Source organism: Undibacterium sp. GW821-FHT11H02 (assembly GCF_058808015.1).
Genome location: NZ_JBXARG010000009.1, coordinates 56,627 through 70,289, shown reverse-complemented (window position 1 = coordinate 70,289; position 13,663 = coordinate 56,627). Strand labels below are relative to the sequence as shown.

The 13,663-nt window shown below is 45.4% G+C and carries 8 protein-coding genes; 5 read left to right on the top strand and 3 right to left on the bottom strand.

All coding sequences use genetic code 11. The features are described 5' to 3' along the window. Positions 1-12: 12 nt before the first annotated feature. Positions 13-558 carry a hypothetical protein gene (locus AC1RR2_RS10990; RefSeq protein WP_493222297.1) on the bottom strand — a complete coding sequence of 182 codons (546 nt, stop codon included), beginning with the start codon at positions 556-558 and terminating at the stop codon, positions 13-15. Between the two features lie 110 nt (positions 559-668). On the opposite strand from AC1RR2_RS10990, the gene clpB reads away from it, so the two are divergent. Next, complete coding sequence (clpB, locus tag AC1RR2_RS10985; RefSeq protein WP_493222296.1) at positions 669-3,254, top strand: ATP-dependent chaperone ClpB; 2,586 nt, start codon at positions 669-671, stop codon at positions 3,252-3,254. Positions 3,255-3,593: 339 nt separating this feature from the next. Further along, positions 3,594-4,154 carry a GNAT family N-acetyltransferase gene (locus tag AC1RR2_RS10980; protein ID WP_493222295.1) on the top strand — a complete coding sequence of 187 codons (561 nt, stop codon included), beginning with the start codon at positions 3,594-3,596 and terminating at the stop codon, positions 4,152-4,154. A gap of 80 nt (positions 4,155-4,234) precedes the next feature. Here the strand turns inward: AC1RR2_RS10980 and AC1RR2_RS10975 are convergent, their stop codons facing one another. Next, a complete protein-coding gene (locus tag AC1RR2_RS10975) occupies positions 4,235-5,902 on the bottom strand; it encodes a peptide chain release factor 3 (protein ID WP_493222294.1) in 1,668 nt (555 codons plus the stop codon). Between the two features lie 523 nt (positions 5,903-6,425). Between AC1RR2_RS10975 and AC1RR2_RS10970 the strand changes: the two genes are divergently transcribed. After that, a complete protein-coding gene (locus AC1RR2_RS10970; protein WP_493222293.1) occupies positions 6,426-9,092 on the top strand; it encodes a DUF3857 domain-containing protein in 2,667 nt (888 codons plus the stop codon). Between the two features lie 65 nt (positions 9,093-9,157). On the opposite strand, the gene AC1RR2_RS10965 is transcribed toward AC1RR2_RS10970, so the two are convergent. After that, positions 9,158-10,264, bottom strand: coding sequence for an S-(hydroxymethyl)glutathione dehydrogenase/class III alcohol dehydrogenase (locus tag AC1RR2_RS10965; RefSeq protein WP_493222292.1), 1,107 nt, complete (start codon positions 10,262-10,264; stop codon positions 9,158-9,160). Between the two features lie 327 nt (positions 10,265-10,591). On the opposite strand from AC1RR2_RS10965, the gene sppA reads away from it, so the two are divergent. Continuing rightward, entirely contained in the window at positions 10,592-12,460 is a 1,869-nt protein-coding gene (gene sppA / locus AC1RR2_RS10960) for a signal peptide peptidase SppA (RefSeq protein ID WP_493222291.1), read from the top strand. Between the two features lie 323 nt (positions 12,461-12,783). Continuing rightward, on the top strand, positions 12,784-13,533 hold the full coding sequence (locus AC1RR2_RS10955) for a helix-turn-helix domain-containing protein (protein WP_493222290.1): 750 nt from the start codon (positions 12,784-12,786) through the stop codon (positions 13,531-13,533). The last annotated feature ends 130 nt before the right edge of the window (positions 13,534-13,663 follow it).

The following is a 13,663-nucleotide window of genomic DNA, read 5'->3' as shown; positions in this document are numbered from 1 at the left end:
GCTAGCGCGAACTCAATTTAGCATATGAGCCGGTACCGACATTTCTTCCGCTTTTGGTAAGTTCAAATCCAATCCCCAACCAGACGCTTTTTCTGCGTCAATTAGTAATTTGCAAAAGCCGTGTAAGAGCGACGTCTCTAAACGCAAATCGACGGTGCCGCCTTGCGTTGGAAAAAACTGTATCCAAAGTGGTGAATTCGCTTTCAAATGGAATTTTATAGTTTCTAATAATAGTGGTCGCTCGCCATTTAGTGTTTTGCGATTATCTTCCGAGTAGGCCTGATCGAAATTTCCACTTTTCTTGATGTTGTCGATGGCTTGTTGATGTTCCATATTGACCAGTTCGCTGCTGGCAAATGCTGCTTCTGGGCGATTCAGGCGCATGTGAGCACTAATTGCTTCCATCATGGTTGGCCATAATTTTTGCAGCATACGTCGAGTGAAAAAAAGTTGTATTTCTTGTTTGGGTTGTTCGGGATTGTCTGAGGAAAATCCAACTCTTAATAAGATACGATCTTCGTCGGCACGATAAGTTAAATTAAGTTGTTCTAATTGCATAAATGATTGATTTAACGCAAAGCGGTTAAAGTTTTTCCTATTAATGGTGCTTGAAAAGTGGTTTTGTCGCCTAATCTATAGTGCATAAATTAATGCACTTGGAGGTTTACATGCGCTTAGATAAATTAACGACAAAATTGCAAGAAGCTTTGGCCGACGCTCAGAGTCAGGCCGTAGGTAATGATAACCAATATATAGAGCCTGTGCACGTCTTACTTGCCTTGATCAATCAGGACGATGGCGGCGCGCGTTCCTTATTGCAACGTGCTGGCGTCAATATTAATGGCTTACTGAGTAGTCTAAAAGCGGCTTTAGATCGTATCGCAAAAGTCACCGGCACCGATGGTCAAGTACAAATTGGCCGTGAACTTATGGGTCTATTGAATTTGGCCGACAAAGAGTCACAAAAGCGCGGGGATCAATTTTTGGCCAGCGAAATGGTGTTGTTGGCATTAGTCGACGATAAATCAGAAGCAGGCAAATTGGCGCGTGAAAACGGTTTAACCCGTAGTGCTTTGGAAGCTGCGATTAAAGGCGTACGTGGCGGTGCCAACGTCGATTCTCCTGAGGCAGAAGGTCAACGCGAGGCCTTAAAAAAATACACTTTAGATCTGACTGAACGTGCACGACTTGGCAAGCTCGATCCTGTGATTGGTCGTGATGATGAAATTCGTCGTGCGATTCAGGTTTTGCAACGCCGCAGCAAAAATAATCCAGTCCTGATTGGTGAACCAGGCGTGGGCAAAACTGCCATCGTCGAAGGCTTGGCGCAGCGTATCGTCAATGGTGAGGTACCCGATAGTTTGAAATCTAAACGCGTACTCTCGCTCGATATGGCAGCCTTGTTGGCGGGTGCAAAATTCCGTGGTGAGTTTGAAGAGCGCTTGAAAGCTGTACTCAAAGAAATCGCGATGGACGAAGGACAAACTATCGTCTTTATCGACGAGTTGCACACCATGGTCGGTGCAGGTAAGGCTGAAGGTGCGATGGATGCAGGCAATATGTTGAAACCTGCCTTGGCACGCGGTGAATTGCATTGCGTGGGCGCGACGACTTTGGACGAATATCGTAAATACATAGAAAAAGATGCGGCGCTCGAACGTCGCTTCCAAAAAATTATCGTAGATGAACCTAGCGTCGAGGCGACGATTGCCATCTTGCGCGGATTGCAGGAAAAGTATGAGGTTCACCATGGCGTTGATATCACCGATCCGGCGATCGTCGCTGCTGCTGAACTGTCGCATCGCTATATCACTGATCGCTTTTTACCAGATAAAGCGATCGACTTGATTGATGAGGCTGCTGCAAAAATTAAGATAGAAATTGATTCTAAGCCTGAGGTGATGGATAAATTGGATCGTCGCTTGATTCAATTAAAAATCGAGAAAGAAGCGGTCAAGCGTGAAAAGGACGAAAGCTCGAAGAAACGCTTGGTCTTGATTGAAGATGAGATCAAAAAACTCTCACGCGAATATGCTGATTTGGAAGAAGTGTGGAAAGCGGAAAAAGCCACGGTTCAGGGCAGTACCCACATCAAGGAAGAAATAGAAAAAATTCGCTTGCAAATGGACGATGCCAAACGCAAAGGCGATTGGCAAACTATGTCACAACTTCAGTATGGGCGTATGCCAGAACTGGAAGCGCAATTGAAGTCCGCTGAACAACAAGCGGCAAAAAATGCCGAAACAGGTGGCAAACCAAAATTATTGCGTACCCAAGTTGGGGCGGAAGAAATTGCGGAAATCGTCTCACGTGCAACTGGCATTCCCGTCTCTCGTATGATGCAGGGTGAACGTGAAAAACTTTTACAGATGGAGGATGCTTTACACAAGCGTGTAGTCGGTCAGCATGAAGCGATTACGGCGGTATCGGATGCAATTCGCCGTTCACGTGCTGGACTCGGTGATCCAGGACGCCCATATGGTTCCTTCTTATTTTTGGGACCAACCGGGGTCGGTAAGACAGAGTTGTGCAAAGCGCTCGCGAACTTCATGTTTGATACAGAAGAGTCATTGATTCGTATCGACATGAGCGAGTTTATGGAGAAGCATTCCGTCGCACGATTAATTGGTGCTCCTCCGGGCTATGTTGGTTACGAAGAGGGCGGTTATCTGACCGAAGCCGTACGTCGCAAACCGTATAGTGTGATCTTGCTGGATGAAGTTGAGAAGGCGCATCACGATGTCTTTAACGTCTTACTGCAAGTCTTAGATGATGGCCGTATGACTGACGGACAAGGACGCACCGTCGACTTTAAAAACACCGTGATTGTCATGACCTCGAATCTTGGTTCGCATCAGATTCAAGCCATGGAAGGCAGTGATCCTAGTGTGATCAAAATGGCGGTGATGGGCGAAGTGAAATCACATTTCCGTCCAGAGTTTATTAATCGTATTGATGAAATCGTCGTCTTCCATGCGCTCGACGCGAAGAACATAGGCGCAATCGCCAAGATACAGTTAGAAACATTGAACAAACGTCTGGCACAAATGGAAATGGGTTTACAAGTCACTGACGCTGCCTTGTTGAAAATCGCAGAGGCTGGTTTCGATCCTGTGTATGGCGCCCGACCACTCAAACGTGCGATTCAGCAAGAGATAGAAAATCCTTTGTCTAAACTGATGCTGCAAGGTAAGTTTGGACCTAAGGATGTGATTGTGGTGGATGTAGTGGATGGTGCTTTGGTGTTTAAATAGAAGAGCCAAAACTTAGTCATAATTTTAGTGATAAAGCACGAACCTCAGAAGCAATTCTGGGGTTTTGTTTTTTGTGTGTTTTTGTGTATATTCCAGTCTAGAGGTTGAAGCGAAAAATTACTTTTGTTTCAAGAATGGACAGGACGAATCCGGTAAATTAATGATGAATAAATGTAGGGCGGGTGCAACCCGCGCCGCCAAAACGTGGAGCGCGCCAGCACAACTTACATGCGGCGCGGGTTGCACCCGCCCTACGATGAATCGAACTTAGCCTCTTTTCATGTCTGTGTAAGACGTGATTTCAACAACCAGTGAGTAGCAAATGAGTAAGAGGTTTTCATGAATTCCAAAACAAATCCACAATTATTTGTCCGGCCAAGTACGCTTGAAGAAGTCCCGCAACTCAATCAAATGATCATAGAATCAGCCCGTTTCTTGAGCCGTGGTTTTTATACTGAGCAAGAAGCCGAGTCTGCCATCAAGTATGTTTTCGGTGTCGATAGCGCGCTGGTGAATGACGGTAGCTATTTCACCGCGACACTCGATGGCGAGTTAGCTGGTTGTGGCGGTTGGAGTCGTCGTCGTACGCTATATGGCGGTGACCAAAGACCCATGGGCGCCGATGAGTTTCTTGATCCGGCCCACGATCCTGCTCGAATCCGCGCCTTTTTTATCGCACCTAATGCTGCGCGACGCGGTGTAGGTCGAGCGATATTTGAAGCTTGCAAACAAGCGGCCTTAGCGCAAGGTTTTACGAGCTTGGAATTGATGGCCACGCTGCCTGGCGTGCCGTTTTATCAGGTCTTGGGTTTTGAAAAGCTAGAAGATGTTTCAGATACCTTGCCAGATGGTGTGACGATACGGTTTGAACGTATGCGTTTGAATATTGCCTCAGAATAAAACTAAAACCGCTCAACACCGAGGTAACGGCATGTCTTTACCTCGGTGTTGAGCGGTTTGTTTCCGAAATCAAGTCGATATCAATCTAACTTCGCAGCATGTTCCCGCGTCGCATGAAACACCACATCCGGCCAACGCTCTTGCGTTAAACGTAAATTCACGCCCGAGCTGGCGAGATAGGCCATATTGCCAGCCGCATCATAAGCCACGTTCGCACCGGCGCTGGAACGTTCAAAGTCAGCCAACATTTTCTTATCTTCGCACGTAATCCAACGTGCACTGCTGATGCTGGTGCCTTCGAATACTGCGTCAACACCATACTCATTTTTTAAACGACTGGCGACGACTTCAAACTGCAATACACCAACCGCACCAAGGATCAGATCACTGCTGACGATAGGTTTGAATACCTGTACCGCGCCTTCTTCACCTAACTGCTGCAAACCTTTTTGTAATTGCTTAGTCTTGAGTGGATTCAAGATACGGGCGATACGGAAGAAGTCCGGTGCGAAGTAGGGGATGCCAGTAAATTGCAGTAATTCACCTTCAGAAAAACTGTCGCCAATTTGCATATTGCCGTGATTCGGTAAACCTATGATGTCGCCCGCGTAAGCTTCCTCAACTTGTTCGCGAGAAGACGCCATAAACGTGACCACCGATGAGACTTTGATGTCGCGGTTGATGCGCAAGTGTTTGAGTTTCATACCACGTTCAAAGCGACCTGAGCAAACGCGCAAGAAGGCGATGCGGTCGCGATGTGCCGGGTCCATATTCGCTTGAATTTTGAAGACGAAACCGGAGAACGGTTCTTCCGTTGGTTCTACCGTACGAATAGTTGCATTGCGTTCGCGTGGTGCTGGCGCCCAGTCGAGCAGGGCGTTCAAAATTTCACGTACGCCGAAGTTATTAATCGCCGAACCAAAGAACACAGGCGTTTGTGTACCCGCTAACACCGCTTCTAAATCGAAAGGATGAGAGGCACCATGCACCAATTCGACTTCCATTTTTAATTGTTCGATTTCCAGCGGGAATAATTCTGCCAGGCGCGGATTGTCTATGCCTTTGACGACCTCAAATTCTTGATCAGCGCGTTCACTACCTGGTGTGAACAACATGATCTCGTCTTTTAAGATGTGATACACACCGCGGAAAGTTTTACCCATGCCTATAGGCCAGGTGACAGGCGAGCAATCAATCTTTAAAACCGATTCCAACTCATCCAATAATTCCAAAGGATCACGGGTTTCACGATCCATTTTGTTGACGAAGCTGATAATCGGCGTATTGCGCATACGACAGACATTTAATAGCTTGATCGTTTGTTCTTCCACACCTTTGGCCGCATCAATTACCATCAAGGCGGAGTCGACTGCGGTCAACACGCGATAGGTATCTTCGGAAAAGTCTTGGTGACCCGGCGTGTCGAGCAAGTTGACCACGTGATCGCGGTATTCAAACTGCATTACGGAAGATGCTACCGAGATGCCACGTTGTTTTTCAATTTCCATCCAGTCAGACGTGGCATGGCGCCCGCTTTTACGTGCTTTGACCGTACCCGCTAATTGAATCGCACCGGAGAACATCAAGAGTTTTTCGGTGAGCGTGGTTTTACCCGCATCCGGGTGAGAAATAATGCCAAAGGTGCGACGACGTGCCACTTCTTTGCGGATCAGGTCAGTAGATACTTTTTTGATGGCAACGCTGTCTTGTTCGTTGTTATCGTCTGGAGTGCTGATGGAGTCGGTCATTGCGGGCGTTCTGTAAGATTAGAATAACCGCATATTTTACCATGTGACGGAGTGGCATTTTGGTTTTGCGCCGGGTTTTCGTGTTCAGGCCTTTAATGAAAAATAGAAAAGAGATACGTTTATGTTTTTGTAGGCTGTGATTGATGTTGCTAGCCTATATACGCATACATTCTCAGGGATAAAGTTCGCCACTTTGTGTAGATCTTGTGCTTTGTTTGAGCTTGTATTTCACTCTTTCTTCTTATTTTTATGATGTTGAAAATTAGTGTTGAATATTAAAGTTGTGATTGTGATCATGCGCTTAAGGTAGAATAGCTTGGCTTAGATGGCTTGTAGTTCTTTTTCGCATCTTTTCCTACGACAGACTTGTATGGTTTCGTAGTAACAGGCAAATCAACACACTAAAATTATAATCGTCCAAACTAGTCCAATAATGAGCCAAACATACGCCTCTACCCGACTCTCAATAATTACTGTCCTGGCTACTTTACTATTTATCGCGTTGACGGTAGCTAGTCCCACAATGGCAAATGCAAGTGAGTACGATATCAAACCGAGACCTGATTGGGTCAAACTCATAGCGCCGGACTTAAACGCACTCGATAAAGACAATCAAGTTAGTCGAGGCGTCTATTACCTGCTCGCGGATAATCAAGTGAAAGTTAGCGACGCGCAAAAAACAACTTATCGCCACTACACAATAAAGGCGCTTAACGTTCAAGGTTTGGACCAACTTGGCCACGTCGAAATTTGGTTCGATCCTTCTTACCAAAAACTCACTCTGCACTCCGTTTCCATCTACAGAGGAAATAAGGTAATCAATAAATTAAATAGTGCAAAAGTCAAAATCCTTCAACGCGAGAAGGAATTAGAGCTTCGGATATATGACGGAAGTAAGACCGCCAATATTTTTTTGGAAGATATTCAGGTCGGTGACATACTTGATTATGCCTACACCATTTCAGGCTCTAATCCCGTTTTTAAGCAGCATCAATTTGGTGGTTTCGATTTGCAATGGGGAGCGCCTGTCAGTCAAATTTTCAATCGACTTCTATTGCCAAAGAAGAGTGAAGTGCACTTTACCTATGTCAACGCTAAGCAAGAGGTGCAAACGCAAGAACTAGCCAATGAACGTGAGTATATTTGGGAGCGCAAACAGGTTCCTGCTTTGATCGTCGCGGCTGAGACGCCTAGCTGGTACGATGCTTATCCTTACGTGCAATGGGGCGATTTTAAGAGTTGGCAAAGCGTTGCGCAGTGGGCGTTGCCACTCTATCGAATTCCAAATACTTACAATAATTCACTACAAAAGATCATCAATCAGATCGCGGAAAAACATAGTGGCGCGGAAGAAAGAATGCTTGCGGCGCTACTTTTTGTGCAAAAGGAAATCCGATATCTGGGCGTAGAAATTGGCGCCAATTCACACGCCCCCAACTCGCCTGATTTAGTTTTGAGCCGTCGTTTTGGCGACTGTAAGGACAAAACTTTACTTACTTTAACGCTGCTTAAAGCATTGGGCATAAAAGCCCAAGCGGCACTGGTTAACACCAATCTACGCCGAGGCATTGCACAGCTGGAGCCGAGCCCAAATGTCTTCAATCATGTCATAGTAAGAGCACAAGTTGGCGGAAAAGATTATTGGCTGGATCCTACTCGTCAACAACAGATTTCAAGCCTCGATCAACTCTATCAGCCGAATTACGATTTGTCTTTATTGATTGATGCAGACAGTACGGCACTCACACCGATGCCAAAGTTGGATAGCCAAGTCCAAAAACGTATCGTTCATACCGTGATAGATAATTCAGCAGGGATAGCACAAGCAGCGAAAATGACGGTAACCACGACCTATCAAGGCATCAGTGCAGAAAATATCCGTAATTCGCTTGCAGTTGAAAATTTGGATGATCTACAAAAACGCTACATGAACTATTACGCCAGATACTATCCGAGTATCTCGCTCGCCTCAGCTATGAATGTCGTGGATGACGAGGCAACAAGTCAGCTGCGTACCACTGAACACTACTTGATCCCACAATTGTGGTCTCGCGACGACGCGAAAAAACGGCTTGAATCCTTGTATTACGCTCCAGAAATCGACAGCCTCTTAACCCGGCCGTCACAACCGATACGCACTAGCCCTTTAGCGCTCAGTCATCCTATAGACCTAGAACAAGTAACCGAAATTTTATTGCCAGAATCGTGGACTATTACTGAAGAAAGTAAGCGTATAGAGGGGCCAGGATTTGAGCTGACACATAAAGTCAGTTCAAATGAGAAAAGCATAACGATGCGCGACCACTACATCAGCCGCGTAGATCATCTCTTGCCGGAGCAGGTCAGCAAACATGTGGAGGCGATTGAGCAAGTAAAAAATGTTTTGGGTTATTCATTGTGGAAAAACGATCAGCAATCGACGCCTACCTCTAATAATCAAGAACAATCGAACATAGTTGGCGATGAGTCCAATACAAATTTCACTCAAAATTTTAATTGGACCATCGCGACACTTGCGGTTCTATTCTGCGTTCTTTGGGTGCAATTCGCGATCAAGTTCTATCGTCACGACCCACCAATTGAGGCAAATTCTTTAAGCGTCAGCGAGATGTCAGTACCTCAAGGATTTGGCGGCTGGTTGTTAATTCCCATGATTAGCATCACATTGACACCGTTGCGAATTTTGAACTCACTTTCCGATGTCGATATCTATAGCTTACCTACTTGGGTGACACTCGAGACAAGCACAAGTCCAGCCTTCTACCCGGCACAAATTCCCATACTAATCTTTGAACTAGCGGGAAATATAGGTGCTTTGGTTTTTGCATTATTGCTGGTTCTATTTTTGTATAAGAAACGTAGTATTTTCCCGCGTGCTTACATCATGATCTTTGGCGCGATTTTACTTTTTCACTTTTGTGACAATTTGCTCGCCACTTATTTTGTTAAAGTCGAAAACTTAGCACTCGCAAAAGAATGGACTAGTTTGATCATCACTAGCATCGCCTATGCGCTGTGGACCGTGTATTTCTTGCGTTCAGAACGCGTTAAAGCGACTTTCACTATTCGCTATCGACCTGTTCATTCTAAGACTGACATTCTGAGCATTCATACGACTACGTTGGAGGCTGTTACAGCACCACAAGAAATCGAGGTGCCCAAAAAAGTCGGTCACCTCGACGGCAGTTAATTAAGGGAAATGCGAAAAGGAAAGTGGCCTCGTTATAGTCGCATGTAGGGTAGGTTCGAATGTGTTTAAAACTCCACAACAGACCGTATCGACACACCGCTCTTCATCAAATCAAAGCCTTCATTAATTCTTTCCAAAGGCAATTTATGGGTGATCAAGTCATCGATATTCAACTTGCCTTCCATATACCAATCAACGATTTTCGGTACATCGGTACGACCACGTGCGCCGCCGAAAGCGGAGCCTTTCCAAACCCGGCCTGTGACTAACTGGAATGGGCGGGTGCTGATTTCTTGACCTGCGGCGGCAACGCCAATGATGATGGATTGACCCCAGCCTTTATGGCAGCATTCTAGCGATTGGCGCATGGTGCTTGTGTTGCCTATGCATTCGAAACTGTAATCGGCGCCGCCATCGGTGAGTCCTATGATGGCGTCGACCACGTTGCCGACTTCTTTAGGATTGATAAAGTGGGTCATACCGAATTTGCGCGCCATGCTTTCGCGGGCTGGATTGATATCCACACCGATGATTTTGTTCGCACCGACCATGCGTGCTGCCTGAATCACATTCAAGCCGATTCCTCCCAATCCGAACACAACGACATTCGCACCTGCTTCTACTTTTGCTGTGAACAAGACAGCACCTACGCCAGTCGTTACGCCACAGCCGATATAACAAACTTTATCGAAGGGCGCATCTTCACGGATTTTTGCCAATGCGATTTCTGGAACCACGATGTAATTGGAAAAAGTCGATGTACCCATGTAGTGGAAAATCGGCTTGCCAGAGATAGAAAATCTGCTAGTGGCATCGGGCATCAAGCCGCGGCCTTGCGTGCTGCGTATCGCTTGGCAAAGATTCGTTTTTTGTGAGAGACAGAATTTACATTCGCGGCACTCTGGTGTGTAGAGTGGAATCACGTGGTCATCTTTTTTCAAACTCTTCACGCCGGGGCCAACATCGACCACGATGCCAGCACCTTCGTGTCCCAGAATCGCTGGAAAAATGCCTTCAGGATCTGCACCTGACAAAGTATAGTAATCGGTGTGGCAGATTCCAGTCGCTTTGATTTCGACCAAGACTTCACCGGCTTGCGGGCCTTGCAAATCGACTTCTTCTACGGTCAGCGGTTTTCCTGCTTCCCAGGCGATGGCGGCTTTTGTTTTCATGAGTTTTCCGTTCTAGGTGAATTAAGGGGGCGACTAGTCAAAGTGATTCGGTGACATTTTAGCTGAATTGTGATTTGTTACTGCGTCAGATGCTTAATGTCAGATTCTTTATAGATGGTTTGGAAATCAGTTAAAATTCTGTGTTGTTTTTTGCAATGATCTACGACTCAAGGTTTAAGATTTAAGGACTAGAATAGCGTCAGATCCTGATTCATGTTCCAACGTGAACTTATGCGGGTTAGTTTGTATTAATGTAAATGTGTGAAAGTGATCTGTTGCAGGCATGACGGGCACTTACTCTAATATTGTTTTTACCCAGGAGTTACTATGGCTTTTTCCCCCTTCCGAGCGATCGGGCAAGGTATTAAATGGTTCTGGAATGCGGTGAATGTTAGCCGTCGCTTCGTCATCAATTTAATTTTTCTGATTATCGTTATATTTATTCTGACTAGTCTTTTTTCTTCGAATAAGATCAAAGTTGAAGACAAGACCGCATTGATATTGAACTTCAAAGGCGATCTGGTTGAGCAACATGCAGGTAGTGCCAGCGACGCGTTTTTGGCTGAAGTGCAGGGTGAAAATAAACGTTCGACTCAGTTGCGCGACATTTTGACCGTACTCGATACCGCGAGCAAAGATCCTAAAATTAATAATGCCGTGTTGCTGTTAGATGGTATGCAAGGTGCGGGTTTGCCTATGTTGCGCGAAGTTGCAGCCGCTTTGGAACGCTTTAAAGCTAGCGGCAAAAAAGTGATCGCCTGGGGTTCGAGTTTCGATCAGCGTCAATACTATCTGGCATCACACGCCAATCAAGTTTACATGCATCCTATGGGTAATGTGATGCTCACCGGTTTTGGTCGCTATCGTAATTATTACAAAGATGCTTTGGACAAAATCGGTATCACCGTCAATGTTTTAAAAGTCGGTACATTTAAAAGCTTTGCTGAACCGTATATCGCTAACGGTCCTTCTTCCGCTGCAGCTGAAGCCGATGCATTCTTGTATAACGCGATGTGGAAATTCTATACCGATGGGGTTGAGGCAGCGCGCAAATTACCTGCTGGCGCGATTATGCAAAGCATTGATAATCTGCCTGAGATGTTGAAGGCGGCCAATGGTAGCGTGGGACAGTTCGCTGTCAATGCCAAATTAATTGATGGCTTGAAAACCCGTGATGATCTGCGTCAAATGATGTTAGGCATGGGTGCGAAAGATGAGCACACTAAGAGCTTTAAACAAATTGCGTTTGATGATTACTTAGAAAATCACCGTTCATTCGCCTTTGGCCCTGCGGTCGCAGTGATTGTCGCTGAGGGTGAGATTAGCGAAGGCAATGCACCTCCGGGCTCGATTGGTGGTATGTCAACAGCGAATCTGGTACGCAAGGCACGTGAAGACGATCAGGTCAAGGCACTGGTGTTGCGAGTTGATTCACCTGGTGGCAGCGCATTCGGGTCGGAGTTAATTCGTCAGGAATTAGAGTTGACCCGCAAAGCGGGCAAACCTGTGGTGATTTCTATGGGTAATGTTGCAGCATCAGGCGGCTATTGGGTGTCCATGTCCTCGGACGAAGTGATAGCCGATGCGGCGACGATTACTGGTTCTATTGGTGTGTTCGCGATTTTCCCCACAGCAGAAAAAGTCATGGATAAAATCGGCGTGCATACTGCGGGTACCACCACCACTTGGATGGCTGATTCGTTTAATCCTTTGCGTCCTATGAATCCCAAATTTGGAGAAGTGATACAGCAAGGCATTAATAATATTTATCACGAGTTCACAACCAAGGCGGCAGCGGCGCGTAAAACGACGCCAGAAAAAATCGATGCGGTCGCACAAGGTCGGGTCTGGACAGGCGAACAAGCGAAAGAACGTGGTTTGGTAGATAAGCTCGGTAGTTTTAACGATGCATTGAAATCGGCCGCGACGCGCGCTAAATTGGGCGATGCTTATCGCGTCACTTACATCGAACGTGAGCCCTCAAAGTTTGATCGCTTCTTTAGCATGTTTGGCGATAATGCGGCGCAAGCCATGTCAAAAGCTTTCAATGAAAAATTCAAAGTGGCGGTCGCTCCAACTGGTATACCTCCCGCTGCTGCGACTGAGATGGTGAAGGACTTGAATTGGCTAGCAGATCTTCGTAAAGAAAACCGATCCTATATGGTGATGGCACATTGCATGTGTACTTTGCCTTAGTTTTGCGTCGTGCGCTTGGATCTCAATCGCTGGCGATAAAACTAAAATTAGAAACTGAGGGAGGCTAATTAACCTCCCTTTTTTTATTGGAAATTTAGATTTCGATTTTCTTTGCGCGAATTGTAATTTCAAAGGAGTCATATTCATGCATATTCAAGTATATTCAACTTCCTATTTCTACATGAATACCAAAGAATATGGCTTAAGCACTAGCTCTGCGGAGGATGCACCATGAATATGAATGATCAGGGTGTGTTTTGTGAGCGTGCCAAAAAGAGAGTATTGACAACGAATAAGCTTATGAATTGAGATTCAAGTAAAGGATGAAACAAATGAACTTTGGTGAAAAATTAAAGCAAGTCCGTACTGAAAGAAATCTGACTCAGCCACAAATGGCTGAAGCGATAGGTATAGAACAATCGTATTTATCTAAATTGGAAAATGATAAATCAGTACCTTCAGCTGAGATGTTTCAGTCGATTATTAAATCCTTAGACTTGGATGCCAAGGATTTTTTGAAAGATATCGATAAGAAAATTCTGCAGGGTTCATTGAAACAGATTCCTGAGGTGGCAAATTACTTAAACACCTCGATTGCGGCGAAAGTTCATAATGTTAAGCAATGGTTGCTCGGTTCGGCGGCAGCGTGCGTGCTTGGTTTTGTCGGCTTGTTGGCGGCTAATAATGGCATTTTCTTCGCAAATAATTTATATAAATACGATTCGCCCGGTGTGTTTTTAGCCAATGAACCTGAGGATATTTTTGACCAATTTCAAAGAATTTTAAATCTTAAAGTTCAGGCAAAGATTATTGATGGCGAAGAGTTTTCAAAACAACTTGCTGAGTTTGAGACGACACGAAAGCGACCAGTGGTAGTTGAAAAAGATCGTGATCACGGTACCGTTTTTTACCAAGAAGTCGATGGCGGTCGTCGCAAATTCAGTTTAATCAGCGTTCGTTATGTGCTGTCTACTCCCAATAAGTTTGTGCAATTCTTTGGCGGCATCTTTGTATTTTGTGGTCTTCTTGGGTTCTTTTTAGAATGGCGTTTGCGCAAACTTCAGGTAACTTGATGCGACTTAAATTCTGAAATGTATCGCCATCGCGCATCATAATATAGCGATTTCGGCTTTCGTCCTCATTACAGATTAATTGCAGTAGCGTGTACCAAGCTTATTGGTAGGGTGAGACTTTACCCATTTT